Raw genomic sequence first — 26,330 nt, 5'->3', positions numbered from 1 at the left:
AGAGGAGGAAGAACATTTTGATTAGAGCTGTATTTTTTGATGTGGACGGTACGTTGCTGAGCGAAATAGATCGGAGTTTATCACCGCGTACAGCTGAGTCGATCAGGGAATTGATTCGTAAAGGCGTTCAAGTCGTACTCGTCACAGGCAGGCCCTGTAATTTATGCGAAGAATTCAGAAATCTCGGAATTGATATAATCATTTCGGCCAACGGAGCATTGATCAAAGCAGGTGATGAAGTGATACATAAGTCTGTACTTTCAGCACAGATGGTTAGAGCATTCAGTGAGTTTGCCGAGTTGCATGGGCATAGCATTTCATATTTTACAGATTCATTTGAGACGAACGGGTTGTGTACAGCAGATGGTCGTGTTACTGAGGCCTTAAGAGATACGCTTGGACTCACGGATTTCCCGCAGAAAATTAGTACGTTGGAACAGGACGTATATTGCATTTGCTTATATGCGGATGAAGCGGAGACGGAGAAATTTCAATCCAGATTTCCTTCCTTACGTTTCGTGAGATTCCATCCGTATGTAGTGAATGTGCTGGAAGCGAGCGAAGTCAGCAAATCTATAGCTGCAGAGAATGTTCTCGACTACCTGAAGATATCCAGAGAGGAAACAATGGCCTTTGGCGATGGGGAGAATGACGTGGATCTGCTAGTGTATGCGGGAATCGGAATTGCGATGGGAAATGGCGGAGAACGGATTAAACAAAGCGCCGATTATGTCACCCTGCGGGTAAGTGAAGATGGGGTCACCCATGCATTGAAGCAATTTAAGATTTTATGAGAATGTACAGATGAAAAAGATGAAGGATATCCCAATTGTGGATTTTCATGTAGAATGATATAGCACGTATTAAACCCTAAAGCATAGGGTGTTGATCGAAGGGTGACTTATGAAAAAGGTTGTCTCGTAATCCTGTCTCTTGTCGTACTTGTTGGTGTATCTTCTTCCGCTTATGCTCATCCAGGCAGACTGGATAAGAACGGTGGACATAACTGTTCAGCCAAATCCAAACAAAAGGGTCTGTGCACGGGTTATCACTATCACAAAAAGAAAAAATGAGAATGAGCTTTACAAGATAAACCCGGCCATCATTCAATGTATGGTTGGGTTTGCATGTGTACCATTGATCTATAATGATGGAGGCGGTTACACCATGCAGATACAGGAGATATCGGTGTGGAATCATGACGATTTAGTGGCGATGCTGGCCGAAAGCTCCAGTGAGGGGTTCAGACATATCGAGCGATTAGTCCATGAATATGAGACAGGAATCAATACATTCGAGAAAGAAGATGAAGCGCTTTTTGGATGCAGAATGCACGATAAGGTGGTTGGGATCTGTGGTCTGAACAGAGATCCTTATTCTGAAGTGACTGATACCGGAAGAATTCGCAGGCTTTATGTGATGAGAGAATTTCGAAGACATGGGGTTGGGCGCAGGCTGATGGATGCGGTTATTCAAAAAGCGGAAAATCATTACGCTCGACTGGTTCTGCACACGGATCAACCGGTTGCTGGATCTTTTTATCACAACTTGGGATTTAGAGAAGTGACGAGTATGGAGAAGGTAACGCATGTACTGGAATTGGGGGAGAAGGAAGATGGATCATATTAAAGCCGTTATTTTTGATTTGGACAATACAATTCTGAACAGAACGATGACCTTTGACGGCTTCACTCGGAGTTTGATTAAAACCTATTTTGCCCATCTTGAGTCCACGGAGGATATTCTCAAAAGAATCATTGAACTCGACCAGGATGGTTATAAGGACAAACCATTTCTGTTCAACGAGTTGTTGCATGAACTGCCTTGGGCAGAGCATCCTCCACATGCAGAATTGATGGAGTTCTATGGCAGAGAGTATGTGCGAAGTTCAGTTCTGATGGAACAGGCGCGAGAAGTGGTTCAGCATCTGCGGGGGAAATACCAGACCGGGTTAATCACCAATGGGCAGACCGATATTCAGTATGGAAAAATCGATCAACTCGGTATTCGGGATGATTACGACTATATTATTGTTTCAGAAGAGGCAGGAGTCAAAAAGCCCGATCCACGCATATTTCAGCTTGCGCTCGATCATTTCGGTCTAAGACCAGAGCAATGCATTTACATTGGTGATCATCCCGTGAACGATATTGAAGGAGCAGCAAGCGTAGGTATGAGCACCATTTGGATGAAGGTCAACCAGCCGTGGCGGGATAGCATTACGTCGGGTCCTTTACATACGATTGAACATCTAAGTGAGTTAAAGAAACTGCTTTAGAAGACGGTTATATAAACAAGTAGATTATTATAATCACAGTCTGGAAAGTGAGGAACATATGGAGATTAGACAGATGGCTACAGCGTTTTTGAGCAATGGCTCAGACATGCTGATGATGAAGAAGGCGGGTAGCAGATTGTTTGATTTTGAATTCTGGGGTGGCATTGGCGGACATCTGGAACAAGGGGAACTGAACGTACCCATGAGCGCCAGCTATCGGGAGATTGAAGAAGAGACTGGGTTCAAGCAAGAGGATGTCGAACACTTTCGGCTTCGATATATTCTGTTGGAAGTTAGTGGTGGTGAGATATGGCAGCAGTTTGTATATTTCGGAGAGACGAGGCATCGACATGTTGTGCCCTCGGACGAAGGCGAGTTATTCTGGATACCGCTGGATGAGGTACTGGACTTACATTCGTCTATTCTGATCAAAGCAACGCTCAGGCACTATTTACAACATCCGGGAGCAGAAGACATCTGGATTGGCAACGTTCAGAGCGGAACAGACCTAAAGGGTACTCCACAGGTAATATGGAACAGAATGCAGGAAACGATATCATTTTAAGTAATCTAAATAATACGTCTTGACGAATGGAACCCTGATTCTGGTATCATACCTTAACGCTCAGCGTATCCGCTATTCAGGCTGTAATAATTCGATCTTTCGTTTGTTTGTTCCGATGTTCTATAGCTTCCTCATAATCCCCGATCAGTGTATCAAAAATATGCTCCCACGACCGCTGCTCAGCCAGCTTTCTGCCTTCCAGTCCCATTATCCTCAATTGGTTCCCGTGATTTCCCCAGAGACATAGCTCCCGAATCAGTGCATCAGCCTGACCTGGCTCGAACAACACACCATTGCGGTGGTGTGACACTAGATCTTTTACACCTCCGGCATTGGCCGCCACCACAGGAAGACCTGAAGCCATCGCTTCCAGTACCACATTTCCAAACGTCTCCGTAGAGGAAGGAAACACAAACAGATCTGCCGAAGCATACATAACAGCAAGTTCTTCCCCATGCATATATCCTGTAAAGGTGACATTTGGTGGGGATTGCAGACGCATTTTGGGGAGAGACGGGCCGTCGCCAACGATAATCCAGTGTACACGGGACTGCATTTCCTTGGGCAACTGCTGCATGGTAGTTGTGAGTGTAGCAATATCTTTTTCCGGGGCAATGCGTCCGACGTAGAGTAGAATAAGGGGAGCGGTGATGTGGTATCGTTCACGGATATCCGAGCTGCGTTTATCAGGAGAGTACAAGTTGCAATCAATCCCGCGAGACCAAAGTTTCAGACGCTGAATGCCTTGGGTTTGCAGGGTGTTTAACGTTTCCTGCGATGGAGTTAGGGTTGCATCACAGGCACGGTGGAACCATTGGATGTATTTCCAGTAGAGAGGAATCATGCTTTTTAACCGGTAGTATTCGAGATAACGATCGAAGTGGGTATGGTAGGAGACAACATGCGGAAGATGATGCTTGAGCGCATATCTCAGGCCGAGCAGCCCCATATTAAATGGCGTAGCGAGATGCAGCAGATCGGGCTGAAAGGCTTGTAGCTGCTTGTGCGTATCTGCTCTGTTGGGTAGAGCAATGCGGCATTCGGGATACAGAAAAAAAGGGATGTTGGCAACCGATCTGACTGGAGTCTCATGGCTTCCTTCAATGACGGAGTTCGGCGTAAACAGCAGATGTTCAATTCTTTTGCGGTTCAGATGCTTACTCAAGCGGTGGAGCGTGCCAGCAACACCATTGGTTTCCGGAAGATAGGTGTCTGTGAACAAGGCCAGGCGCATCATTACCCCTCCCAAGACTCGTGATGCCAAGATCATAACAGCGGAACATTTTCCCGAGGTCAAGTGCACGTTAACTTGACGATATTCCCTGTAAATCTGATAACTGAATACATCATACCAAATTTCATAAGCTCAACTTGTATAGCGTATTCTGCTATGATGTAATAACGTGTCGGCGTATATATAGACAGAGAGATACAGGAGGCAGAGAAAGATGAACAAGTTACAGGAAGAACTGCAGGAATTGTTACCACTCGATCAGCTTGATGAGATGTCGGGTGAAGAAGTTGTGGCCAGTATTGCCATGGACCTTTATCGGGCTGAATTTGCGACGATTCGAGAGAGTGGGCCGAAACTTCCGCAAGTATTGCGAGATACCATTCTACTCATCGATCTGGATACGGAGTTATCCATGAACGGCATGACCGGTTTCCTTGAGAATGCCTGTGGGCAGTATCTGGGTGAGACCATAACAGCGATGGAGCGGATCGGCAATGATGCAGATGCTGTGATCCTGAAGAAAATAGAGCAGATGTTGTCCGAAAGCGGCGTAACGCACGGGCAATTACGAGAACATGTGAATGGCCTGTCCGAAGATGATATCACGACAAGCCTGCAAACACACGGGGAACAGATTCATGAGGTATTACAGCAGATTGAACTAGAAGCCGCGAATTTAAGTATGCAAGCGGATAACGAAGAAAGCTTCGATCTGCTGTATCAATATGTGGATGCCAATAAAGATCGTCTAAAACAGGACATCGAGCAATTCTTGTCTAATTAAATGATAAGAGATTTTGTTTCAAGAAATAAATCCTTCATAACCATAGTTGAGGAGGCAAAATGACAAGCGTGAACAAACGATTAGCGATAGAATCCGTTCTGGTTACCCTGTTATTCATCATTGGTTTTGTAGCCTGGAATGTCGTTCAAGGCATGATCATGACCATGAATTACGTACCTGATCTGACGAACACTGCTTCTTCCGGTACCCCATTGCAATCCAAGGTTGCTTTTGGAACCCTTGTTCGATGGGACACAACATCCATGATCATGGCTGTTGCCGGATTCATTTTGCTCGCCGCTGCATATTACGGCCTTCGATCAGCTTTACAGCGCTGGACAAAGCAATCTTGAGATCGGACATCCATGAAATATGATATACTGCTGTCCGGTTATCATTGTACAGTCCTGTTGCTGTATAACCCGCTGAACCCTGCCCTGAGTCAACCGACTCGGGGTTTTTGTCATTCCAGGATGTGGTCTGGTTCCATTCGAATCTATGCGCTAATGTTTTTCCGCTTCGAAGGGGAAATTTTCTAGATCCAAGGTCAAGGAAGAATCCGTTACAATGATCTTGTAAGCGCTTATCGTTTTGGATAGAGAGAGAGGAGGAGAGACAGAGATCATGATTACAACCAATCAGATTTATCTCGATCAGACATTGCATAGTAAAGAGGATGTATTGGATTTTATATCTGCGGAGGCAGAACGTTACAGCATCACTACAAACTGTGCACAACTTACGGCTGATCTGTGGGAACGCGAACGTGTCTACTCCACTGGACTTCAGGATCACTTTGCGATTCCCCATACCCAGAGTGAAGTTGTAACACGTCCGGCAGTGATGGTTATTCGATTGCGGGAGCCCATTGATTGGGAATCTCATGACGGCAAGCCGGTAAAATATATTTTTGCCATCCTTGTGCCTAAAGGTCATGTAGACGTATCCCATCTGCAAATCATCTCTTCACTTGCCACCTTATTGCTGGAAGATTCATTCAAAGAGGCCATCGCAGAAGCGATGCAGCCGGAAGATGTATATAGGTTGCTTCATCAATATACGGAAGGACTGGTGTCATAATGAAAATCGTAGGTGTAACGTCATGTATCGCAGGTCTCGCGCATACCCCGATGGCCGCCAAAGCATTGGAGAAAGCAGCTCAGCAACTGGGATACGAGATCAAAGTGGAACAGCAGGGAGCCATGGGACAAGTTAATAAGCTGACGGAGGAAGACATTGCTGCAGCGAATTTTGTCCTGATTGCAGCGGATCAAACGGTGAAGGACATGGATCGGTTTGGCGATAAAAAAGTTGTTCGTGTCAAAATCGGTCATGCCGTAAGTCAGGCAGAAGCGGTATTAACCAAAGCCGTCGAGGCTGTGAACGCACAAGCTTAACCCACCTTCCACATGAGGAGAGAGTACGATGAGAAAATGGTTTGGTGAAGCAAAAACACATCTAATGACAGGCATCTCCTATCTGCTGCCGGTCATTATCGCGGGTTCCCTGGTCGTTGCCATATGTAAAATTATCGCACTAACAATGGGCATTACTGATCTTGATCCGTACAAAGATGGAAGCGGATTCTTGCATATTTTATATCTCGTGCAAAATGTAGGATGGAGCGGCATCGGACTATTAACGATTGTCCTGTCCGGTTACATTGCGTACTCCATTGCCGACAAACCTGCGCTGGCCGCAGGTCTGATCGGCGGGGTGCTGGCACAGCAGACCAACGCCGGTTTCCTGGGCGCATTGATCTCCGGTTTTTTTGCCGGATATATCACCTTGTGGGTCAAAAACAAAGTCAAGATTACAGGACCGGCTGCCGGCTCGGTACCGTTAATTATTTTACCGCTGATTACCGTTGGTTTAACCGGATTTCTGATGGCGGTCATTCTGGGTGGCCCGCTGGGCGCACTGAATGAGTATCTCATTGCATGGGTTCAAAACATGAGCCAGAGTGGAACGAATACCGTTCTACTTGCGATTATTCTAGGAGCGATGATCGGATTCGATCTCGGCGGACCTGTCAACAAAGCGGCATGGATGGCAGGCAACGCCCTGTTCCTGTCCGGTGTCTATCTGCCGAATATTTTCATTAATATTGCCATCTGCATTCCGCCGCTTGGTTATGGCTTGGCGACATTGCTGATGAAGAAACGTTTTTCCAAAACCTATCAGGAAGCGGGAAAAGGTGCAGTGATTATGGGTGTGATCGGTATCACGGAAGGTGCTATTCCGTTTACACTGCGTAACCCTGCCAAGATGATTCTGGTCAACATGTTTGCCTGTGCAACGGGTGCTGCCCTGACCGCATTGCTGGGAGCACATATCATCATGCCACCAATCGGCGGCTTATATGGGGCTGTATCGGTAGGTACTCCAATCGCGTACCTCGCCGGAGGCATTGTTGGCGCATTAATCGTGGCGGGAGGCACCATGCTGGTGAACTTCCGTGATGAAGAAGAGAAACAGCCTGCCAAGACTCAGGAGGCTTCGGTGAAGAAAAACGGGGAAGAAATCGAACTCGTTTTTGATTAAAAAAGCATCTGGAGGGATATAGAGATATGAGTGAGAGAAATCGTACCAAAGTACATGTGATTCCACATACACACTGGGACCGGGAATGGTATTTTACAACCTCCCGTTCCAAAGTGTATCTCGTCAAACACGTCAAGGAAGTATTGAACGCACTGGAGAATATCGAAGGATTTCATTATTACCTGCTGGATGCACAAGGCTCTCTGCTGGATGATTACATCCGCTGGTGTCCCGAAGATGAGGAACGGATCCGCCAACTGGTTTCATCCAAACGACTGATGACTGGACCTTGGTATACACAGACGGATCAATTGGTTATTTCCAGTGAATCCATGGTTCGAAACCTGTATTATGGTATGGAAACAGCACAAAAATACGGACACGCAATGAAGGTTGGTTATGTCCCGGATGCGTTTGGACAATCGGCACAGATGCCGCAAATCTATCAGGAGTTTGGCATTGAACGGTTCCTGTTCTGGAGAGGCGTATCAGATAATACGAATCCACATACCGAGTTTACGTGGGAAGGATCGGATGGCAGTCGTGTATTTGCTGTACAGATGCCATTCGGGTATTACTACGGCGGTAGCATTCCGGAAAATGAGGAAGATCTGATCCCTTATCTGGAGAAACAAATTGGTGCGCTTGAACGCAAAGCCTCCACTAGACATATCTATTTCCCCAACGGGTTTGATCAGGCTCCTGTCCGGTTGAACCTGCCGGAGTTGATTAACCGCTTCAATGCGCTGGATACAGCACGTGAATATGTGATGAATGAACCGGAACGTTTTCTGGCGGAGATCGAAGCGGATAGTCAAGATCTGCCTGTACTTCGGGGCGAACTAATGGAAGCCAAGCACATGCGAATCCACAAGTCCATTTTCTCCACCCGTGCCGATCTCAAGCAGCAGAACAACCGGATTGAGAATCTGATCGCCAATACGCTCGAACCGGTACTTGCGATTAGCCATTCTCTCGGGCATGATTACCCGCATCGCATTGTTGAGGACATCTGGAAGCTGTTGTTTGAGAATGCGGCACATGACAGCATCGGCGGTTGCAACAGCGATACAACGAATCAGGACGTTGCGTTCCGTTACAAACAGGCCTATGATATCGCACTGAATCTGCTCGACCTGCATATGCGGATGATTGCTTCAACGATTCAGCAGGAGGAGACATTTGCGTTCACCCTGTTCAATACGCTACCGTATGTGCGAGGTGGGGTTACCGAGATCGAAGCTTATATTCCGGAAGAATCCTTTGTGATTCGGGATACGAAGGGGCGCGAGCTGGCCTACACCATAGTGGAAAAAGTAGACCAGACCGATTATGTGCTTGGACAGCACATCGATCTCAATCCAAGCCGCGAAGTGCATCTGCCGGAACGCGTATATCGCGCGAAGCTGCTGGTGGAATTGCAAGAAGTCCCGGCAATGGGTTACACCCAGATTGTTTTTGATTTCAGTCAGGGCGCTGCACCTGTCATTGAGCGACGTAACGGAGACACGATTGAAAATGAACATTTCACCATTGCGCTGCAAGCAAACGGCGCCTTGCAAATTACGGACAAGCGGTCAGGCCAAGTGTATGCGGATCAAATGGTCTTTGAAGATAACGGGGATGACGGAGATTCCTACAACTATTCTCCACCAGAGCGGGACCTGATTGTTTCTTCGGCAGGCAGCCAGATGAGCACAACGACGACCCAAACGTCTGTATCTCAGACGCTATCCCTGCGTTTCACGCTGGATGTTCCCTACGATCTGGAAGAGCGCGCCGCAGGCATCACGTCGGGGGCATTGCCAATGCAGGTGCAGATATCTCTTCGCAAAGGAGAGAAGCTGATCCGCTTCCACGTTCAGGTGCAGAATGAGGTGTTCAGTCACCGTCTGCGTGTCCTTTTTGATACAGGCATTGCTTCCGCTCTATCTATTGCAGATCAGCCGTTTGGTGTCATTGCTCGTCCAACCTCATTGCCAGAAGTGGAGGTATGGGAGCGCGAACAATGGCAGGAGAAACCGATCACCATTGAAGCGATGCAGAGTTATGCCGGGTTGAACAACGGTTCGCATGGTATGGCTGTGATGACGGAAGGTGTACGTGAGTATGAGATTATTGGCGAGCAAATGGATACCATTGCCCTGACCTTGTTCCGCACATTCGGTTTCATGGGTAAGGAAAACCTGTTGTATCGTCCCGGCCGGGCCTCCGGTGAGAAAATTGTAGCAACACCTGACGCGCAATTGCTTGGCGAGCTCTCCTTTACCTTTGGCCTGCATATCCAGGCTTACGGATTCGACGAAGCGAATGTTGCGCGTGCTGCACGTGAATATTTGACACCGATCAGCAGTTATCAGCTATGCGACTTTTTGAACGGACGTCTGATCTTTGCTTTCCGCGATGAGGCACGTGTTCTTGATACAGACTACAGCCTGATGTCGTTCAGCGACGATTCCAACGTGGTGTTAAGCAGCTTCAAGAAAGCAGAGCAGAGTAACGGATACATTGTACGTGTCTTCAATCCGTATTTGTCACAGTCTGCAAACGTGAACATGCACTTTAATCAGCCTGTACATGTAGAGCGTGTATCTCTTGCTGAACAGTCACTTGCGCCTCAGCAGAAGTTAACCGATGGAGAAGAGGTCGTTCGTTTGCCAGAACTGGCACATTGTAAATTGATGACTGTACTTGTATCGATATAAGGTGAACTTTAGTTATACACAAATTTGATCAGAAGGGAGGTCGGATATCGGTATGATTTTTCCCACCAAACGGTTGAAAAAGCTGTTCCACCTCATTCATGGTGAAGGACAGGAACAGGCTTGGACGAGCCAAGCACTTGCAGACAAGCTGGAGGTTACCGTACGTACCATTCGGGATGATCTGAAAAAGCTGGATCATATCCTTGCGGGGTATGGCGGGAGCCTGGAATCCAAGCGTGGGCAGGGATATTCCATTCGTGTGAATGATGCGAAGAGGTATGATGAACTGCTGGAGGAACGACAGGATGATCGGCAAGCAGGCGCACCCGTACCTGGTTCACCGGATGAACGCATACGTTATGAATTGTTCAAGCTGCTTGGTGAACCGGGTCATATCAAGATGGAAGACCTCGCTGATCAGCTGTTTATAAGCCGTGCAACAATGAACAATGATTTGAAAATCATTCGTCAAATTCTGGAGAACTACCAGCTTCAGCTTCAGATCAAGCCGGGGCATGGTGTGAAGGTTGTTGGAGACGAGCAAAGGTTCCGTTATTGTCTGGCCGAATATGCCGATGCGCGAGATGAAGAACTGGAACCGGAAGGCATGACAGCTGCACAGGGACGATTGCTGTACCCGATTGAACCCGAGCACATCCGCGAGATCGTCATTCGCCATGTAGGCCAACAGGATGTTCGTATTGCAGATGTGGCCCTGAAAGATCTGATTACGCATCTGGCTGTTATGGTATTGCGTATTAAACAGGGGTATGAACTGGAGCAATTCGAGAAAGTGGAAGCGAATCTGCAGGACCAGCAACTTGCGCAGCAGATTATTCAGGATCTGGAGTTGTTATATTCCATCCATTGTCCAGTTGGAGAGCGAAATTATCTGTTGCTGCATATTGTTAGCAAAAAGATGACCGCTACCGATTGGGATGGACTTCGAAGTGACCCGTTATACGTTGCTGTACAACAGATGCTGGGTCATATCTATGATCGGTACACCTATGATCTGCGTGATGATGAACGCTTGCCGAATGATCTGTATGCCCATCTGAAGCCCATGATTACACGGCTGGAACATGGCATGAATATGCGGAATCCACTGCTGGGACATATCCGTAAATATTATCCGCTGGCCTATGAGATTACGATCAGTGCAGTGAAACAGCTACAGACATACGTACCTTACGAAATTAATGACAGCGAGATTGGTTACCTGGCTCTTCACATTGGTGCGGCATTGGAACGTAAATACCAGATTCCTCATGGCAAAAGGAAATCCGTGTTGCTGGTCTGTGGGTCAGGATATGGCACAGCCCGTATTCTTGAATCGAGATTGCGTTCTTTATTTGCGGAATTGGAGGTCTCACGTGTAGTTTCGCTGCGGGAGTACGAGGAGATGGGGAGTGTGCCCGAAGACTTGGTCATTTCCACGATCCGGTTACGCGAGTCCAAAGGCAAGCCATCGGCTGTGATTGCTGCAATTCCATCAGAACGCGACATGGCAACGATCACTCACCTGGTGCGAACCAGTGATGAACAGGAGGAAATGACGCTGCTGCGTTACTTTGATCCGGAGTTGTTCATGTTTCGGTCTGATCAGCCTGACAAAATGACACTTATGGCTGAGATGAGCGGGGTACTGTTGGAGAAGGGAATCGTGACGGAGCAGTTCTGGCCAGCTGTGCAGGAGCGGGAAAAGATGGCTTCAACCGCGCTCGGAAGAGGCATGGCCATTCCACATCCCATGGAGCTGAGTTCAACTCGTACGACCGTATCGGTATGTCTGCTCGAGAAGCCGATTCCGTGGGATGAGGAGAATGAAGTACATGCTGTATTTATGTTATCCATTTGCAAAGAGGATTACGAACAGGCGATGGGGATCTATGATCTGTTTGTAGAATTGATCCGGCAGGAGGAGAAGCTGGAAAGCCTGCGATCCTGCGACAGCTTTGATGACTTTGCGCAGCTTGTATGTGAAACGTTGAGTCTGAAAAGTACCGAAGTGTATTAATATATACGTTCACTCATTGATAATTACACGGATACTCCGAGTAAAGAACAACCTTCCAATCGCTGTTATCCCCCAATTTTTTTGATTCCCTCTTTGAAAAGGGAAAAACCGTCCTTCATCAGAGTTGTCTGATAGAGGACGGTTTTTTATTCGTTAACACAAACTATAGATTAGATATGTTTGGAAATGACTTCTTCCAGTCCTTGAGCGACAGAATGCGCACCCCGCTCCAGATGTCGTTCATAGAGATGCAGGCGGACAAAACTTTCATCCGTGCCCATCGCTTCCGAGAACATTCCACTGAGTCCACGAGCACGGCGATCAATCTGTAATAGCAGCTCCAGCGAATCGCCCATCGGATAGAACAGCACTTCCAACTCATCCAGATGCCCACGGAACTTGTTTGTTGGTACAAATTCAAATTCCTGTACAAATGGCAGATTGCCGCCTAATTTCGGAGCATAGTCGTTAGTCACTTCACGCAGCTTGAAGCCCAGAATATCGATCGCATCCAGCACGGTGTCCATGTCTTTAGTGGGAACGACATGCAATCTATCCTTGTCCGAGGGGTCTACAGCGCTTGAGATATCGAGGCCCGTTTCTACCCACACTTCTGCACGATGCAGCGTAATAGGCAGGTTTTCTGGCAGGTCAAATGAGAAGTCTTTCTCCAATTTGGCTCCAGGCTGCAATGTGAAACCTTCGGTGAGCAAATATTTGGCTATAACCGCTGTTTCTTTTACTTTACGATCATCGCGCTCCCGTATGTAATGGGTTTTGATTGAAAGATAGATTCGATCTACGTTCTGTTCCACATCTCCACCTTCAATGTACACAACCCCCGAGATAATTCCTCCAGGCGTGACCTCTGGTGTATGCAATTCTGTATTTACTTTGGCTGCTCCAACACCTACACTGGCTAACATTTTCTTGAAAAATGACATGCGCTCAACCTCCAGATCAGATGGTTTATTATATGGGATACATACGGCTTCGACCTTAATACGGAAACTGGAGGAGAAGCGTTTCAAATTTCAGTAAAGATATATCGCGAATCAAACAGGAGAATCGACTTGTCTATGTCGAATGTTTTGGATGAAGGAAGTTTTTGTTAGGAGGGCCTCTATGAGTATGGAATGGTACGATATGATTGCACGGCGCAATGGCGGTTATAAGGGTAGAGCGTTGTATACATGGGAAGGTCGATCTGCTGAAGATATTTTTGAAGAGCGGTTAATTAAGCTTCTGCCTCAGTATACATCCGTGCTCGATGCAGGCTGTGGACATGGGGAGTTTACGTTGAAAATGTCGGAATATACGGATCACATTACGGGGTTCGATAATTCAGAAGAGATGATCAAGATAGCCCGAAACAGTCTTCATTCAAGTACGATAACAAATGTAGAATTTGTTTGCGTCAGCACTAAAGAAAAGATGCCATTTGCAGATAAGCAATTCGGTCTGATCTATGATCGCAGAGGTCCAACTTCCATTATTGAGCATGGGAGATTGCTGCATAAGGGTGGAGTTATGATTGGTATTCATACGGATATAACGAAGGTACGTGAGCGATTGGAAAAAAATGCGTATGAGAAGATAAAGATTGAGGAATTTAACGAAGCGCTCATGATTTTCTCGAATGAAAAAGAGTTTGCCCTCTTTCTTTCCGATATCCCCGGAAACCCGAATTATACACAGTCGGAATATCAGGAACAGCTGCAAACCAAGCTGAAGGAGAATCAGGTTAATGGCAGACTTGCTGTAAGAGAATGCAAGTATATTTGGCAGGCCGTAAGGAGTTGAAGCCGACTGAACACAGAATTTTCAGAACAGAAATGTGGTAAAACTGGTGTCAAAACCAGCTTTGAGCAGATGGCGAACGGGGAACAGAAATATAAAATGATAGCCGAGGATGGCAGTTTTTATTGCAGAACAGTTGCCTCATCCCACGGAGCATGGCAAAACAGTCATGTACATATCCATCTAACGGAGTTTTATGTGGTGCAAACCGGATGGATCGCGTATGCCAGTTATGGAGACGATCAGATGTTTTCGATTCGAGTGATGCGTGCAGGAGAGCACATCATTGTCCTACCTGGAATCCACCATAATATATACATGTCTGCACATAGCGCGATACATACCATCAAGTATGGATTGAATACCTCGAGTGATTGGACGGCATCCCCTGAGTTGGATAGGTTAACTCAATCTTTAACAGAGAAGGAACTTCTACAGAAGTATGTTAAGGGGTATGCAGAATGATGAACGTATATGAATCGGATGAAATCACCGTACGTCTCTTGAAGATTGAAGATAAACATCATCTGGTGAAGTGGCTGTCAGACCCGGAAGTTCTTCAATACTATGAAGGGCGTGATCGGCCGCATGATCTGGAGCAGGTGAGAGAGCATTTTTACAATCATGAGGATGATGCTACTCGGTGTATCGTTGAGTACGGAGGACATCCGATTGGATACATTCAGTTCTATGAGCTTGAGGAAGAAGAACGAACGGAGTATGGTTGTGGAGACACGGATGAGATTATCTATGGAACGGATCAGTTTATTGGTGAGGTAGACTACTGGAATAAAGGCATTGGTACACAGTTGATGCAATCCATGCTGGCTTATCTGATTAATGAAAAACAAGCCCGTAAAGTGGTTATGGACCCTCAATCCTGGAACTTGAGAGCGATATCCTGTTACGAGAAATGTGGTTTCCAAAAGATTAAGTTGTTGGAGAAACATGAGCATCATGAAGGACAGATGAGAGACTGTTGGCTCATGGAATATGCTACTTAGATACTGTTTTGAATTATTTTGAATCATATACAAACAAGGAGGAGTACTGGATGGACGATAGATTTCCCATAGGACCATTTGTACACACCGGCGAGGTTACGCCTGCACAGAGAGAGCAGTGGATTCGGGACATTGCTGAGCTGCCTGAACGTGCGCGAGAAGCAGTTAAAGGACTGAGTGAAGAGCAATTAAGTCTGCCGTACCGAGAAGGTGGATGGATGCTCAAACAGGTGATTCACCACATGGCTGACAGCCACATGAACAGTATGATTCGTTTCAAGCTGGCACTGACAGAGGATACACCTACCATTCGGCCTTATTATGAAGAGCGCTGGGCTGAACTGAGTGATTCAAGAGACCTGGATGTCGAATTCTCGCTTCAGATTCTGGATGCGCTCCATCGTCGTTGGGTGTTTCTGTTAAACGCGCTGACAGATGCAGATTATGCCAAACAATTTTATCATCCCTCATCGGAAGAAACGACAAGACTGGATTACAATCTGGGCATGTATGCTTGGCATGGCAAACACCATGTTGCTCACATCACATCGCTTCGGGATAGATTGGGAATATAGCTATTAGAAATATCTTTTAAGGAGGATTCATCAATGAGTGTACATATCAGACTATTAAATGAGAACGATCCTGTAATCATATCAAAGGCGTTTCAGGAGCAGGGTTGGGGGAGATCCCCTGAGCAGTATCTTCATTACTTGGCTGAACAACAGAATGGGGAACGCGTAACCTTGGTAGCCGAGTTGAAGGGAGAATTTGCCGGATACGTGAATGTATTGTGGAATTCCAGCTACCCGTCTTTCAGGGAACAAGGCATTCCCGAAATTAACGATTTTAATGTGCTGATGAAGTTCCAGCGCCAAGGTATTGGTTCACGGTTGATGGACCGAGCAGAGGAAGTTATTCTGGAACGAACGGATGTAGCAGGCATTGGTGTAGGTGTGTTTTCCGATTATGGCAAAGCGCAAGTTCTATATGCCCATCGCGGGTACATACCAGACGGTCACGGTGTACACAAACATGATCATTACATTCAGCCGGGTGAAGAAACGATTATGGACGACGATGTTGTACTTTATCTTACGAAGAAGTTAAAAGCCACGCAATAATTTCATAATATATACAATATGAAAGATGTCATGTATATTAGTTGTAAATATCTGTTATGTGTGACTGGCGTAAACGTGGAGTGAACCACGAGGGAGCACATATATTATATGCCGTACGCCTGGGCAAAGTGTTTGATCTTTTGATCAAACACTTTATTTATTATTCAGGGAACGAAAGGACTGGTGGCGGCAATGAAAATGGCGTTTGTTTTATTTGATGGAATGACAAGCATGGATTTAGCTGGATTTTATGAAGCTGTTAATTGGCTAGCGATTCTGAAAGTAAAGGAAAACGTATCATGGACATTCTGCGCAGATAAGGAGGAAATTTCAGATGACCGTGGGCTGAAAATGAAATCCGATGCAGTATTACCTCATCTAGGGGATTTTGATCTAGTATTTTTTCCTGGTGGATTATCAACTAGAACGCTTCGATTTGATGAGGATTTTATGCGATGGGTCCGAACGGCAGAGAATGTCACTTATAAAATTTCTATTTGTACCGGGGCTTTACTGTTGGGGGCAGCAGGTTTCCTGAATGGAAAAAGGGCTACTACCAACTCATCTGCTTATGATTTATTGACTCCTTATTGTGCAGAAGTAATTTCAGCGCGTGTAGTGCGTGATGGTAATACGGTAACGGGTGCGGGGGTTACGGCTTCCATTGACCTGGGACTATACTTGGTCGAAATGTTAACGTCTACGGAGATCGTCCTTCAAGTTCAACAAAAACTAGAGTATCCATATTATGAAGCTGGTAACTTAAAAGATGTCTAAATGCACACTAAGGGTAGGGGATAAAAAGATGACTATTCGCCTTTTTCAAGCGATTGATCAGCCAGCGGTGCTGAAAATGATGACGGATCATGATTCAATTCCCTTCGTTTATACGCGATCAGTATCCTGCGCGCTGGGATTTATTTTTAAAAATGACGGATGAACGTATCAGTGCTTATTATGTCATGGTTGACGAAGCAGATGTTGTCATAGGTCATGCTGGTTATATCTTTCAGCCTACTGTTAACCGATATGAAATCGTTGGCGTTGTTACATGCAAATCACACCTTCGACAAGGGAGTAGCACGTGGACTAATTACAAAAATATGTATAAAAATAGCTGAATTCGGCAGTGGTGATGTCATGCTTTACACACTTGAACTGGCATTTTGGACGGAAGTCGCAGGATTCCACATTGTGGATGAAGTAAACCTTGACGAGGGCATGAGATGGATTGAGATTGCGCCTACCCCAGATTCGCAGACAAGCATTATTCTCCATGACAAAGAGTTCGTCGAACGGATGTCGGCGGGTGTAAATCTGGGCACACCTTCGTTAATGTTCTTCACCGATAATCTGGATCAGTTATATGGCGACTTGTCTGGTAAACATGTAACGGTTGGAGAGATTGTCGAGATGCCCACCGGACGTGTCTTCAACTTTGCTGATAACGAAGGAAATTACTTTGCAGTCTTGGAACGGGCGAAGTAAGTTACAACTTAAAACCCCAACGATTGCAAGCGGTCGACATTCATGTCGGTCGTTTTTTTGTTGGAAAAAGCTTATGTTTTGGAGTAGAAAAGCACAAGGAAAATAGAGAACTACTGGGTAAAAATGTTATAATAGAGTGTGGTTGATTTAATGAAAATGACGAGGAATGAATAGTCGGAAATGACGGTTCGCATGGAGAACTTAAGGAGGAATGTGGTTGTGGAAAAGACGATTAAAAGTGTACAGGACCTATATGATATGCTCGATGCGGACTTCAGATCGGCCAAGCAGTTTTGGGAACCTTTCTACGAGGATCGGAACAGACCTATACCCTTTTTCCCAAACAAACCGGATGAGAATCTGGTAGCGCATGTGAACACAGGTCTGCTGAGCGGTGGCAAGGCACTGGAACTGGGGTGTGGCCCGGGCAGAAATGCATTGTATTTAACACGCCAAGGGTATCAGGTAGATGCTTATGATCTTTCGGAGACAGCTATTGGCTGGGCTAAAGAGAGGGCGGCAGAAGAGCAACTGGACGTGCATTTTGATTGTCGATCTGTGTTCGAATTGTCCCCAGAGCAAGAATATGATCTTGTCTACGACTCGGGTTGTCTGCATCATCTGTTACCACATCAGCGCATTCCCTACATAGAGATGATCCACAATGCACTCCGGCCTGGAGGAACCTTTGGAATGACTTGTTTTGCTCCTGGTTATGGAGATATTGGTGGGCCTGAGATCGTTATGAATGATTGGCAGGTGTATCAAGAGAAGTCGATGCGAGGTGGTCTTGCGTTCACGGAGGAGAAGCTTCGCTACATGCTGGAAGATGGCTTTGAATGTGTGGAGTTCCGTGCGATGAAGGCCATGGAGCAGCATGAACCGTGTTTTGGTGTACCTTTTCTGTGGGCCACGTTGTGGAGAAAGAAAAACTCGTAAGAGTAGGGGAATAACATGCTTTGAAAATAGAGGAGGCGTGGTATCGGAATGGGAACAGAAACAGGAAGAAGACACTTTATCATTACAGGCACATCCAAAGGGATCGGTTTACAACTTGCAGAGTTATTATTGGCTAAGGGGGATCACGTTTACGGTATTTCACGCGGGGGTTCGGATCTGTTGGAATCAGGCGAGGAATGGAGCGGGCGTTACTGTCATGTTCATTACGATTTATCCGATCTGACGGGGATTGATGATTTGATTACACGCATATTGGACCAAATACCTTCTCAGGAAGCTGAATTCATTGGACTCATTAATAATGCAGCGATGCTGGAGCCTCTAAGACCTATCGATCAGTGCAGTGCGGCAGAGATAAGTCAGAGTCTCAACATCAGTCTCGCAGCGCCAATGATATTGAGTTCATCTTTTATTCAACAAACAAATCACCTGTCCGCCAGACGTAAAATTGTTAATCTCTCATCGGGTTCGGGGAGTTATCCCGCGCCTTCAATGGCAGTGTACTGTACATCCAAGGCAGGTATGAACATGTTCACCCAATGCGTATCTCTGGAGCAAACGGGCAAACAGAACCCTGTTGAGATTATTGCTTTTGATCCGGGGATGGTCGATACGGAATTACAGGCTGTTGCACGAGGCAAAAGTGCAGAGGAATTTGCGCTGTCCGGGCTATTCAGCCAAGTGTATAAAGCAGGACAATTAAGATCGCCACGAGACGTAGCGATGCAGTTGATCGAGCGGATGGACGAACACAGTGATGCAGGCCATGTTATACACACCATTGAGAGCTAATATGATATATGTATTTCGGATCGTTTTCTTTACGAAGTATGGATACCTTTTGATATAAGCCCAATTTCCCTGTACACTGGGATCAGTGATCGGAAGTACGATTCGTAACGGTAAGGTGATCCTGCAACAACGGAGTCTAATTACCTTATGCAACCTTAGAAGATCAGAAACGTGGTGAAGTCTCTTGTTTAAAATTATGCTCATTGAAGACGACGAATCGTTATTCAGTGAAATCAAGGAACGTTTGTCCCAGTGGTCGTATGACGTGTATGGTGTGCAGGACTTTGGCAAGGTATTGCAGGAGTACAGCGTGATTCAGCCGCAACTGGTCATTATTGATATTCAGTTACCCCAATATGACGGGTTCCATTGGTGCCGGATCATTCGTTCGCACTCCAATGTGCCGATTATCTTTTTGTCCTCACGAGATCATCCTGCGGATATGGTCATGTCCATGCATTTGGGTGCAGACGATTTCATCCAGAAGCCTTTTCACTTCGATGTATTGATTGCCAAGATCCAAGCGACTCTGCGGAGGGTGTACAACTATAATACAGAGCATACTGAACTCCGAACCTGGCGCGGTGCGGCTATTGAATATGTGAAAAATACGTTGACCTGCGGGGATGAATCTGTCCTGTTAACCAAAAATGAGATGTTCATCCTTAAAGTGCTGATCGAGCACAAAAATCAGATTGTTACCCGTGAGGAACTCATTCGAAGCTTGTGGGATCACGAGCATTTCGTAAGTGACAACACGCTGACGGTTAACGTTAATCGGTTACGGAAGAAGCTTGAACCCATTGGACTGGAGCGTTACATTGAAACCAAAGTAGGTCAGGGCTACATGGCAACGGAAGAGGCCGAAGCATGATCGGCAAGTACATACGAGAAAAGGCTAGTTGGTTATGGCTGCTGGTAAGCATGCAGTTTATTATTTTATTGGTGGCCTACCTGGACTCGTCCATTCCATTCCAATCTGTGGTGTATATTGTAGGACTGAATGTGGTGGTATGCCTTGTTTTTATCTGGGCGAGATACCTGAAAGAGACCCGTTTCTATAAAAAGTTGAGCATCTGGGATCATACCTATGATCTGGGAGAACTCGACATCGCCGAAAGTCCATATGAGCAGATTGTACATGAGGCCGTCAGTTCCCAGACACAACGGTATCGTAAGGAGTCGTCACATCATTTTATCGCTCTGGAACAAGAGAAGGACGAGATGTTGTCCTGGATTCATGAGGTGAAGACCCCACTGACTGCGTTGCAACTGATGATCGAGCGCTTGCCAGATGACAAGTTACAGATCCAAATGACATATGAATGGTTACGAATTCATCAGTTGCTGGATCAGCAGCTTCATCAGAAGCGAATTCCATTTATGCATAATGATTTGTTCATCGAAGAGACGGAACTTGAACCGGTGCTGAAGGGCGAGATTCGAGCCCTGAAATCGTGGTGCATTTCCAAAGGCATTGGCTTTGATGTCTCGCTCATGGTTACTCGCGTGCTGACAGACAGCAAATGGTTAGGGTTTATTATCCGACAGTTGCTGAGTAATGCGGTGAAATATAGCGATTCATCGGACATCCTCATTGAAAGTCGGGAACAGGATGGACACATCATACTCATGATTCAGGATCACGGGCGAGGGATTGAGACTCAAGATCTGCCACGTATATTTGATAAAGGATTTACGTCCACCCGAGGCAGAATGGATGGGGCGGCTACCGGGATGGGGCTGTATCTGGTTCGTCAGGTGGTCCAGACGCTTCATGTGAACATTCATGTAGAATCTTCTCTTGGCGAGGGCACAACCGTCACACTTACTTTTCCGCGAAAAAACGACATGGTGCATCTTGCAGGCGTGTGACAACAATGTCACATGCTTTTTGGTTTTGTTCGGTGAATCACACGATAACATTACACATCCCGATTATGATATAGACATGAGCATTTGCAGAAGTTCTAAGAGGAGTGAGTGGGATATGTGGATACTGGAAGCCAAAAAAATTCATAAAGTCTATGGTAATAAACTGAACAAACAGGAAGTGCTAAAGGGGATTGATCTTGGGGTAAGCAAGGGAGAGTTTGTTGGTATTATGGGGCCTTCGGGTTCAGGTAAAACAACGCTGCTTAATGTACTTTCCTCCATCGATCGGGTGAGTCAGGGCGCGATTGATATTGAAGGCAAGGAATTCACCGGAATGAAGGAGAAACAGCTGGCTGAGTTCCGCAAACATCATCTGGGCTTTATTTTTCAGGAATACAATCTTCTGGATACTCTTACGGTGAAGGAAAATGTATTATTACCGCTCTCGATTACGAGCATTCCAAAGCAGGAGGCACACCGGAAGTTTGAACAGATTGCCCGTGAACTGGGGATCTACGAATTAAAGGACAAGTATCCATCTGAGATTTCAGGGGGGCAGAAGCAGCGGACTTCGGCAGCACGAGCATTTGTCCACGAACCAAGTATCATTTTTGCGGATGAACCGACAGGAGCGCTGGATTCCAAGTCCGCTTCGGATCTGCTCGGCAAATTAAGTGATATGAACAGCGCACGAAAGGCGACTATTATTATGGTTACCCATGATCCGGTTGCCGCAAGTTATTGCAGCAGAGTAATCTTTATTCGAGACGGTCAGATTTACACCCAGTTGAATAAAGGAGACGAGTCACGGCAATCGTTCTTCAACGATATTATCAAAACCCAGGGCGTATTGGGTGGTGTGCAGCAATGAGCTTGAATTATATTATCTTCCGCAATCTCAGAAAAAATCTGAAGAATTATTATCTCTATGTATTTGCGCTTGTGTTCAGTGTGACCTTATATTTTTCCTTTGTGACGTTACAGTATGATCCTTCCATGGATGAAGTGGCTGCTTCAACGAAAGGTGCGGCGGCTATAGGCGCATCTTCGGTACTGTTAATCGTCATTGTTGGCATCTTTTTGCTCTATGCCAATACAATCTTTATCAAGCGGCGTAGCAAAGAAATTGGATTATTTCAATTGATCGGGCTGACAAAAGGCAGAATTTTTGGCATTTTGAGTGCGGAGAATAGTATTCTCTATTTTGGCTCCATGGTGATCGGTGTGTTAATTGGGTTTCTTGGGTCCAAGCTGGTATTGATGATATTGTTCAAAATTCTCGGTGTGGATGCGATTACGAAACTGTATTTCTCTCCGATGGCACTGATGCAAACGGTGATTGTCTTTACGATCATGTATTTGCTCATCATGCTGATGAACTACACTTTTATCAAGAGACAGAGCATTCTCTCACTCTTTCAGGTGTCGGCCACTACGGAACAGCAGGTGCAGAAGATGTCTGTCGGACAGATGATTGTTGGCGTCTTAGGCATTGCTCTGATTGTGTATGGATACTTCATGTCTGCACGGCTGTTTAGCGGTGAGGCAATGGATATGCAGCAGTTGATGTATACGATGATTCTGATTCTCTTCTCGGTCATTCTGGGGACATACCTGTTCTATAAGGGTTCGGTAAGTTTTATCTTTAATCTGATTCGCAAAAGCAAAAACGGATACCTTACCATTCATGAGGTGTTGTCTTTATCTTCAATCATGTTCCGCATGAAATCTAATGCATTGCTGCTCACGATTATTACAACCGTGTCGGCGCTTGCTATTGGCATGCTGTCACTCAGTTACATTTCGTATTATTCGGCAGAAGCGCAGGCTAAGGAAAGTTTGCCGGAGGATTTCTCTTTTGCTCAGGCGGATGTGAAAAATCGTTTTGTAACCGAGTTGGATAACCAACAGATTCGATATGAAGAAAAGCACAGACAACCTCTGTATATTGAGATTGATGCACACAAGGTGATGAATGACTCCACAATGGAGGAGCTGTTGTTCAGCAGTGTAGTAAGTGACAGGATGGTAGATAACATTAATCTGAAACCAGGCGAAGTCATTTTCATGGGATACGGCAATGTGATTCAGCAATTCTTTTCAATACGGGATGAAGGTCCCATTGTCCTGCATGGGTTGAAGAAAACGATTGACCAGCAATTGATTGGAACCACCAAACAGGGAGTCCTTCCCGTATATTACACCAAAGGTACGCCTGTAGCAGTTGTGGATGAATCGGTTTATGCTGAGCTTGCCCAGGATCTTGATCCGAACATTCAGGTGGGGGAAGCGACTGATTATTACGGTGTACAAATTACTGATCCGGGTCAAGACGAGAATGCGTATGCGATTTTTGCGAATCTGCAATTGAAGTCTCCCAGCTTCTCCCAGATTGAGTTCAGAAATAACCAACGTAACAATATGGGACTGATTATGTTCATTGTTGGCTTCCTTGGTTTGACGTTCTTGATCACATCGGGATGTATCCTGTACTTTAAACAAATGAACGAGAGTGAAGAGGAGAAGGGTAATTATACCATTCTGCGAAAACTTGGATTTACGCAAGGCAATCTGTTGAGGGGAATTCAGATCAAGCAGTTATTTAACTTCGGTATTCCGCTTGTGGTGGGATTGAGTCATAGTTACTTTGCCGTGAAGTCAGGTTGGTTCTTCTTTGGTACGGAGCTGGCGACACCTATGGTCATTGTCATGATAGTCTATACATTGTTATATTCGATCTTTGGTCTGTTGTCTGTGTGGTACTATAAGCGGGTGATTAAGGAAGCCTTGTAGAGTTGAGGCTCAGAAGTAGATGATATAGCAAAATAAAGATGATTAGCGGCAGCTGTATGATTACAGTCTGCCTTTTCTTTTTTTCTAAATATAATGTCACCTACTTACATCTTATATGAAAAAAAGGATGATGATGGAACTAGGTCGAAATAATGATAGTATCAATGAATCTGATTCATGTAAATCGGTGAAACGAGGGGAGCAAATTAGCGTGCCTGGAGTTCTATATGCCTCGAAGAAAGAGTTAAGTGAGACGATTCGACGCACCTATGAATTGTTTGAGGGTGAATTCAATGACATCCATAACAGCGACAAAGATACGTGGGTTGAAGGTGTGGATAAGACCCCTGCCCAGATGATCGCCTACCAGTTAGGATGGATGAATCTGGTGATGGATTGGGAGCGAAATGAGCAGTTGGGACATGAATGTCATATGCCTGCACCAGGGTATAAATGGAACCAACTGGGGTTATTAAATGAATCTTTTTACGAAAAGTATTCAGGTTATACGCTGGAGGAGCTGCGCTCTTTGTTTCGGGAGACAGAACAGCAGTGGCAGAACTGGATTGACTCGCTTAGTGATGAAGAGTTATTTGTACAGGGGACAAGACAGTGGACCGGAACCAAGCCTGGATGGGCTATGGTGAAGTGGATTCAGATTAATTCGGTAGCTCCGTTTAAATCTTTTCGTACCCGAATTCGCAAATGGAAAAAAGGTCACTTAGCCAACATGGATGAGAGGAGTGAATAGGAGCTGTCTAATGAATCTGGCAAATAAAATTACTTTGGCTAGAATCGTGTTGATTCCATTGTTTATGATCTGTTTTCTCAATCAGCAAAGCGTGATTATTGCATTAATTATTTTTGCAGTAGTAGCAGGTACGGATAAACTGGATGGATATGTGGCGAGAAAATATGATCAGTTCATGGGTTGCTGTAATCATTATAGGACGTGAAATTGTCATTACAGCGTTAACAAATGGTAGCGACAGAGCAGGGCATTGTTCTTCCGGCCGATCGGTATGGCAAGATCAAAATGGTGTTTCAGGTGGCAGCTATCATTGCCATAATGCTCAACAAATATTCGTTTCAGCTACTAACTGATATCCGCGTGGACGTGATATTACTACGGGTTGCAGCAGGTGTTACTCTCTTATCCGGGATGAATTACATATTGGCAAACTACTACAAAATGCTTCGAGTGGGAGCGAAGTAGGCAGGATTAGTCATTACTTTCAGGGTGAAGGAGGCGAATGAAACTTGATTAAAGCTAAAGTTCTGCTGAATAAACCAGTATCGCTAATTGAAGAAGAAACTGGAATAGATAACTGGCTGGTTGCTGTGACACAAAGGCCGGAAGCTCGGTATGCAGATGTAAATGATCGTAAACAGCTAGAACGGTTGATGATGGGCCCAAAATTCGGGCTAGACTGCCTTCAGATGGCTATTCATGTAATTGATGAGTGTGGACAATCACTAATCGGATATGAGGTTCCAAGTGGTTTGAATATATGGCAGGATTATCTGCGAGCTATTCGCAAATTGATGGAGCAGGACAAAGCCTGTGTAAGTTACGGGATTGATCCTTACTTGCTTGAATTGGAGCGGCAGAGAAATGGGCAATTAAGGTGTACTATTCGTTTGGAGTTGTTTCCTCAGGATGTACTGACCCAGTTCATTACATCTGAAAAGCTCTTTTTGTCAGAGCTATTGAGAGCTATAGAATTTCTATGGAGCAAGCTGCTACGTGAGTATCCCTCACAGAGTGAGTTTGATATATGTAAACCGAAAAACGAGGGTAAAGATATATTTATAGAGATTGAGTCGTTGCGTAAATGGTTGCTTCAGTTACCAAAATAATTTTTCGTTAAATTTATTATATGTATTAGATAAGGAATGAAGCGATCATTGGGAGGGGGACAAGAGATGTCTAAAGGAAATATAACTCCAAGTACCGCGCAAGATTCAGCGTATGTTCGCCAGCAATTAGTCGCATATAATGCGGCCCATGTGAGCAATGAACTGAAGAATCGGTATGAGGAACTGAATTTTAATATCAAAAATGAGGCTGGCGAAATTGTCGCAGGAGTGCTGAGCACACTATGCTGGAACTGGATAGAGCTTGATATTCTCTGGGTAGATTCTGCACAACGGCATCGGGGATATGGTTCCCAGTTGTTGCTTGAAGTTGAATGCCTTGCGCGTGAGAAGGACTGTGATTTTATTATGCTCAACACCTTCTCGTACCAGGCACCGGAATTCTACAAGAAGCACGGATACCAACTGATTACAACGATAGAGAATGCACCAAGAGGGCATCATCATTACTATTTCAAGAAGGACCTCACTTAAGATAGAATAAGA

33 protein-coding genes and 1 riboswitch are annotated in these 26,330 nt (G+C 45.5%); of the genes, 31 read left to right on the top strand and 2 right to left on the bottom strand.

The features are described 5' to 3' along the window. The first annotated feature begins 17 nt into the window (after nt 1-17). From J7E78_RS15085 to J7E78_RS15065, 5 genes are all read left to right on the top strand, one after another. Nucleotides 18-794: a Cof-type HAD-IIB family hydrolase gene (locus J7E78_RS15085; RefSeq protein WP_215077051.1), complete on the top strand. Its 777-nt coding sequence runs from the start codon at nt 18-20 to the stop codon at nt 792-794. 102 nt (nt 795-896) lie between these two features. Next, a complete protein-coding gene (locus J7E78_RS15080; RefSeq protein WP_311517427.1) occupies nt 897-1,073 on the top strand; it encodes a YHYH domain-containing protein in 177 nt (58 codons plus the stop codon). Nucleotides 1,074-1,167: 94 nt separating this feature from the next. After that, a complete protein-coding gene (locus J7E78_RS15075; RefSeq protein ID WP_215077050.1) occupies nt 1,168-1,629 on the top strand; it encodes a GNAT family N-acetyltransferase in 462 nt (153 codons plus the stop codon). After that, nucleotides 1,616-2,278: an HAD family hydrolase gene (locus tag J7E78_RS15070; protein WP_215077049.1), complete on the top strand. Its 663-nt coding sequence runs from the start codon at nt 1,616-1,618 to the stop codon at nt 2,276-2,278. Before J7E78_RS15075 ends, J7E78_RS15070 begins: the two co-directional genes overlap by 14 nt. A gap of 73 nt (nt 2,279-2,351) precedes the next feature. Then, the gene (locus tag J7E78_RS15065; RefSeq protein ID WP_215077048.1) at nt 2,352-2,843 is read left to right on the top strand and encodes an NUDIX domain-containing protein; all 492 of its coding nucleotides are present in this window, start codon (nt 2,352-2,354) and stop codon (nt 2,841-2,843) included. A 76-nt stretch (nt 2,844-2,919) separates the two neighbouring features. On the opposite strand, the gene J7E78_RS15060 is transcribed toward J7E78_RS15065, so the two are convergent. Next, complete coding sequence (locus tag J7E78_RS15060) at nt 2,920-4,080, bottom strand: glycosyltransferase family 4 protein (RefSeq protein WP_251035031.1); 1,161 nt, start codon at nt 4,078-4,080, stop codon at nt 2,920-2,922. A gap of 211 nt (nt 4,081-4,291) precedes the next feature. Between J7E78_RS15060 and J7E78_RS15055 the strand changes: the two genes are divergently transcribed. The 7 genes from J7E78_RS15055 (at nt 4,292) to J7E78_RS15025 (ending at nt 12,130) form a co-directional block, all read left to right on the top strand. Beyond that, complete coding sequence (locus J7E78_RS15055) at nt 4,292-4,861, top strand: DMP19 family protein (RefSeq protein ID WP_215077047.1); 570 nt, start codon at nt 4,292-4,294, stop codon at nt 4,859-4,861. A gap of 68 nt (nt 4,862-4,929) precedes the next feature. Beyond that, entirely contained in the window at nt 4,930-5,214 is a 285-nt protein-coding gene (locus J7E78_RS15050; protein ID WP_215077046.1) for a hypothetical protein, read from the top strand. 271 nt (nt 5,215-5,485) lie between these two features. Then, entirely contained in the window at nt 5,486-5,941 is a 456-nt protein-coding gene (locus J7E78_RS15045) for a PTS sugar transporter subunit IIA (protein WP_215077045.1), read from the top strand. After that, a complete protein-coding gene (locus J7E78_RS15040) occupies nt 5,941-6,258 on the top strand; it encodes a PTS fructose transporter subunit IIB (RefSeq protein WP_017689749.1) in 318 nt (105 codons plus the stop codon). The genes J7E78_RS15045 and J7E78_RS15040 overlap by 1 nt, the downstream gene beginning before the upstream one ends. Before the next feature lie 28 nt (nt 6,259-6,286). Next, entirely contained in the window at nt 6,287-7,405 is a 1,119-nt protein-coding gene (locus J7E78_RS15035) for a PTS fructose transporter subunit IIC (RefSeq protein WP_091033056.1), read from the top strand. A gap of 26 nt (nt 7,406-7,431) precedes the next feature. Continuing rightward, on the top strand, nt 7,432-10,110 hold the full coding sequence (mngB, locus tag J7E78_RS15030) for a mannosylglycerate hydrolase (RefSeq protein WP_251035030.1): 2,679 nt from the start codon (nt 7,432-7,434) through the stop codon (nt 10,108-10,110). A gap of 52 nt (nt 10,111-10,162) precedes the next feature. Further along, on the top strand, nt 10,163-12,130 hold the full coding sequence (locus tag J7E78_RS15025) for a BglG family transcription antiterminator (RefSeq protein WP_215077044.1): 1,968 nt from the start codon (nt 10,163-10,165) through the stop codon (nt 12,128-12,130). Between the two features lie 170 nt (nt 12,131-12,300). Here the strand turns inward: J7E78_RS15025 and J7E78_RS15020 are convergent, their stop codons facing one another. Then, complete coding sequence (locus tag J7E78_RS15020) at nt 12,301-13,074, bottom strand: sporulation protein (RefSeq protein ID WP_215077043.1); 774 nt, start codon at nt 13,072-13,074, stop codon at nt 12,301-12,303. 181 nt (nt 13,075-13,255) lie between these two features. On the opposite strand from J7E78_RS15020, the gene J7E78_RS15015 reads away from it, so the two are divergent. From J7E78_RS15015 to J7E78_RS14935, 19 genes are all read left to right on the top strand, one after another. After that, nucleotides 13,256-13,933, top strand: coding sequence for a class I SAM-dependent methyltransferase (locus J7E78_RS15015; RefSeq protein WP_215077042.1), 678 nt, complete (start codon nt 13,256-13,258; stop codon nt 13,931-13,933). Nucleotides 13,934-14,131: 198 nt separating this feature from the next. Next, the gene (locus J7E78_RS15010; protein WP_215077041.1) at nt 14,132-14,395 is read left to right on the top strand and encodes a hypothetical protein; all 264 of its coding nucleotides are present in this window, start codon (nt 14,132-14,134) and stop codon (nt 14,393-14,395) included. Further along, a complete protein-coding gene (locus J7E78_RS15005) occupies nt 14,395-14,934 on the top strand; it encodes a GNAT family N-acetyltransferase (RefSeq protein WP_215077120.1) in 540 nt (179 codons plus the stop codon). The genes J7E78_RS15010 and J7E78_RS15005 overlap by 1 nt, the downstream gene beginning before the upstream one ends. Before the next feature lie 50 nt (nt 14,935-14,984). After that, the gene (locus tag J7E78_RS15000; protein WP_215077040.1) at nt 14,985-15,509 is read left to right on the top strand and encodes a YfiT family bacillithiol transferase; all 525 of its coding nucleotides are present in this window, start codon (nt 14,985-14,987) and stop codon (nt 15,507-15,509) included. A 33-nt stretch (nt 15,510-15,542) separates the two neighbouring features. Continuing rightward, on the top strand, nt 15,543-16,058 hold the full coding sequence (locus J7E78_RS14995) for a GNAT family N-acetyltransferase (protein WP_215077039.1): 516 nt from the start codon (nt 15,543-15,545) through the stop codon (nt 16,056-16,058). Nucleotides 16,059-16,108: 50 nt separating this feature from the next. Next, nucleotides 16,109-16,190, top strand: a riboswitch (ZMP/ZTP riboswitch). Nucleotides 16,191-16,250: 60 nt separating this feature from the next. Further along, nucleotides 16,251-16,835, top strand: coding sequence for a DJ-1/PfpI family protein (locus J7E78_RS14990; protein ID WP_215077038.1), 585 nt, complete (start codon nt 16,251-16,253; stop codon nt 16,833-16,835). A gap of 28 nt (nt 16,836-16,863) precedes the next feature. Next, nucleotides 16,864-16,998, top strand: coding sequence for a hypothetical protein (locus tag J7E78_RS29695; protein ID WP_285229440.1), 135 nt, complete (start codon nt 16,864-16,866; stop codon nt 16,996-16,998). 200 nt (nt 16,999-17,198) lie between these two features. After that, entirely contained in the window at nt 17,199-17,546 is a 348-nt protein-coding gene (locus J7E78_RS14985) for a VOC family protein (RefSeq protein WP_215077119.1), read from the top strand. A gap of 192 nt (nt 17,547-17,738) precedes the next feature. Further along, on the top strand, nt 17,739-18,485 hold the full coding sequence (locus tag J7E78_RS14980; RefSeq protein WP_215077118.1) for a class I SAM-dependent methyltransferase: 747 nt from the start codon (nt 17,739-17,741) through the stop codon (nt 18,483-18,485). Nucleotides 18,486-18,533: 48 nt separating this feature from the next. After that, nucleotides 18,534-19,298, top strand: coding sequence for an SDR family NAD(P)-dependent oxidoreductase (locus tag J7E78_RS14975; protein WP_215077037.1), 765 nt, complete (start codon nt 18,534-18,536; stop codon nt 19,296-19,298). Between the two features lie 184 nt (nt 19,299-19,482). Beyond that, the gene (locus J7E78_RS14970; protein WP_215077036.1) at nt 19,483-20,172 is read left to right on the top strand and encodes a response regulator transcription factor; all 690 of its coding nucleotides are present in this window, start codon (nt 19,483-19,485) and stop codon (nt 20,170-20,172) included. Then, the gene (locus tag J7E78_RS14965) at nt 20,169-21,173 is read left to right on the top strand and encodes a sensor histidine kinase (protein ID WP_215077035.1); all 1,005 of its coding nucleotides are present in this window, start codon (nt 20,169-20,171) and stop codon (nt 21,171-21,173) included. The genes J7E78_RS14970 and J7E78_RS14965 overlap by 4 nt, the downstream gene beginning before the upstream one ends. A 115-nt stretch (nt 21,174-21,288) precedes the next feature. Beyond that, a complete protein-coding gene (locus J7E78_RS14960) occupies nt 21,289-22,044 on the top strand; it encodes an ABC transporter ATP-binding protein (RefSeq protein ID WP_215077034.1) in 756 nt (251 codons plus the stop codon). Continuing rightward, nucleotides 22,041-23,966 carry an ABC transporter permease gene (locus J7E78_RS14955; protein WP_215077033.1) on the top strand — a complete coding sequence of 642 codons (1,926 nt, stop codon included), beginning with the start codon at nt 22,041-22,043 and terminating at the stop codon, nt 23,964-23,966. Before J7E78_RS14960 ends, J7E78_RS14955 begins: the two co-directional genes overlap by 4 nt. Nucleotides 23,967-24,177: 211 nt before the next feature. Next, nucleotides 24,178-24,717, top strand: coding sequence for a ClbS/DfsB family four-helix bundle protein (locus tag J7E78_RS14950; protein ID WP_215077032.1), 540 nt, complete (start codon nt 24,178-24,180; stop codon nt 24,715-24,717). 10 nt (nt 24,718-24,727) lie between these two features. Then, complete coding sequence (locus J7E78_RS29415; RefSeq protein WP_251035029.1) at nt 24,728-24,922, top strand: CDP-alcohol phosphatidyltransferase family protein; 195 nt, start codon at nt 24,728-24,730, stop codon at nt 24,920-24,922. Between the two features lie 23 nt (nt 24,923-24,945). Then, nucleotides 24,946-25,182 carry a CDP-alcohol phosphatidyltransferase family protein gene (locus tag J7E78_RS29410; RefSeq protein ID WP_251035028.1) on the top strand — a complete coding sequence of 79 codons (237 nt, stop codon included), beginning with the start codon at nt 24,946-24,948 and terminating at the stop codon, nt 25,180-25,182. 44 nt (nt 25,183-25,226) lie between these two features. Beyond that, nucleotides 25,227-25,826 (top strand): hypothetical protein, encoded by a 600-nt coding sequence (locus tag J7E78_RS14940; RefSeq protein ID WP_215077031.1) that lies wholly within the window; start codon nt 25,227-25,229, stop codon nt 25,824-25,826. Nucleotides 25,827-25,892: 66 nt separating this feature from the next. Beyond that, complete coding sequence (locus tag J7E78_RS14935) at nt 25,893-26,318, top strand: GNAT family N-acetyltransferase (protein WP_215077030.1); 426 nt, start codon at nt 25,893-25,895, stop codon at nt 26,316-26,318. Nucleotides 26,319-26,330: the final 12 nt, after the last annotated feature.

Origin of the sequence: Paenibacillus polymyxa, assembly GCF_018614975.1 — a bacterium.
GTDB lineage: Bacteria > Bacillota > Bacilli > Paenibacillales > Paenibacillaceae > Paenibacillus > Paenibacillus polymyxa_E.
This window is presented reverse-complemented; position numbering and strand designations above follow the sequence as displayed.

What these genes read in the sequence shown, in the direction of transcription:
- J7E78_RS15075 (WP_215077050.1), top strand. Translation starts at nt 1,168, where the DNA reads ATGCAGATACAGGAGATATCGGTGTGGAATCATGACGATTTAGTGGCG.
- J7E78_RS14965 (WP_215077035.1), top strand. Translation starts at nt 20,169, where the DNA reads ATGATCGGCAAGTACATACGAGAAAAGGCTAGTTGGTTATGGCTGCTG.
- J7E78_RS15040 (WP_017689749.1), top strand. Translation starts at nt 5,941, where the DNA reads ATGAAAATCGTAGGTGTAACGTCATGTATCGCAGGTCTCGCGCATACC.
- J7E78_RS15060 (WP_251035031.1), bottom strand. Translation starts at nt 4,080, where the DNA reads ATGATGCGCCTGGCCTTGTTCACAGACACCTATCTTCCGGAAACCAAT.
- J7E78_RS14955 (WP_215077033.1), top strand. Translation starts at nt 22,041, where the DNA reads ATGAGCTTGAATTATATTATCTTCCGCAATCTCAGAAAAAATCTGAAG.
- J7E78_RS14975 (WP_215077037.1), top strand. Translation starts at nt 18,534, where the DNA reads ATGGGAACAGAAACAGGAAGAAGACACTTTATCATTACAGGCACATCC.
- J7E78_RS14960 (WP_215077034.1), top strand. Translation starts at nt 21,289, where the DNA reads ATGTGGATACTGGAAGCCAAAAAAATTCATAAAGTCTATGGTAATAAA.
- J7E78_RS14995 (WP_215077039.1), top strand. Translation starts at nt 15,543, where the DNA reads ATGAGTGTACATATCAGACTATTAAATGAGAACGATCCTGTAATCATA.
- J7E78_RS29410 (WP_251035028.1), top strand. Translation starts at nt 24,946, where the DNA reads ATGGTAGCGACAGAGCAGGGCATTGTTCTTCCGGCCGATCGGTATGGC.
- J7E78_RS14985 (WP_215077119.1), top strand. Translation starts at nt 17,199, where the DNA reads ATGCTTTACACACTTGAACTGGCATTTTGGACGGAAGTCGCAGGATTC.
- J7E78_RS15065 (WP_215077048.1), top strand. Translation starts at nt 2,352, where the DNA reads ATGGCTACAGCGTTTTTGAGCAATGGCTCAGACATGCTGATGATGAAG.
- J7E78_RS29695 (WP_285229440.1), top strand. Translation starts at nt 16,864, where the DNA reads ATGACTATTCGCCTTTTTCAAGCGATTGATCAGCCAGCGGTGCTGAAA.
- mngB (WP_251035030.1), top strand. Translation starts at nt 7,432, where the DNA reads ATGAGTGAGAGAAATCGTACCAAAGTACATGTGATTCCACATACACAC.
- J7E78_RS15000 (WP_215077040.1), top strand. Translation starts at nt 14,985, where the DNA reads ATGGACGATAGATTTCCCATAGGACCATTTGTACACACCGGCGAGGTT.
- J7E78_RS29415 (WP_251035029.1), top strand. Translation starts at nt 24,728, where the DNA reads ATGAATCTGGCAAATAAAATTACTTTGGCTAGAATCGTGTTGATTCCA.
- J7E78_RS15070 (WP_215077049.1), top strand. Translation starts at nt 1,616, where the DNA reads ATGGATCATATTAAAGCCGTTATTTTTGATTTGGACAATACAATTCTG.
- J7E78_RS15035 (WP_091033056.1), top strand. Translation starts at nt 6,287, where the DNA reads ATGAGAAAATGGTTTGGTGAAGCAAAAACACATCTAATGACAGGCATC.
- J7E78_RS15045 (WP_215077045.1), top strand. Translation starts at nt 5,486, where the DNA reads ATGATTACAACCAATCAGATTTATCTCGATCAGACATTGCATAGTAAA.
- J7E78_RS14980 (WP_215077118.1), top strand. Translation starts at nt 17,739, where the DNA reads ATGGAGAACTTAAGGAGGAATGTGGTTGTGGAAAAGACGATTAAAAGT.
- J7E78_RS15025 (WP_215077044.1), top strand. Translation starts at nt 10,163, where the DNA reads ATGATTTTTCCCACCAAACGGTTGAAAAAGCTGTTCCACCTCATTCAT.
- J7E78_RS15055 (WP_215077047.1), top strand. Translation starts at nt 4,292, where the DNA reads ATGAACAAGTTACAGGAAGAACTGCAGGAATTGTTACCACTCGATCAG.
- J7E78_RS15020 (WP_215077043.1), bottom strand. Translation starts at nt 13,074, where the DNA reads ATGTCATTTTTCAAGAAAATGTTAGCCAGTGTAGGTGTTGGAGCAGCC.
- J7E78_RS15005 (WP_215077120.1), top strand. Translation starts at nt 14,395, where the DNA reads ATGAACGTATATGAATCGGATGAAATCACCGTACGTCTCTTGAAGATT.
- J7E78_RS15015 (WP_215077042.1), top strand. Translation starts at nt 13,256, where the DNA reads ATGAGTATGGAATGGTACGATATGATTGCACGGCGCAATGGCGGTTAT.
- J7E78_RS14935 (WP_215077030.1), top strand. Translation starts at nt 25,893, where the DNA reads ATGTCTAAAGGAAATATAACTCCAAGTACCGCGCAAGATTCAGCGTAT.
- J7E78_RS14990 (WP_215077038.1), top strand. Translation starts at nt 16,251, where the DNA reads ATGAAAATGGCGTTTGTTTTATTTGATGGAATGACAAGCATGGATTTA.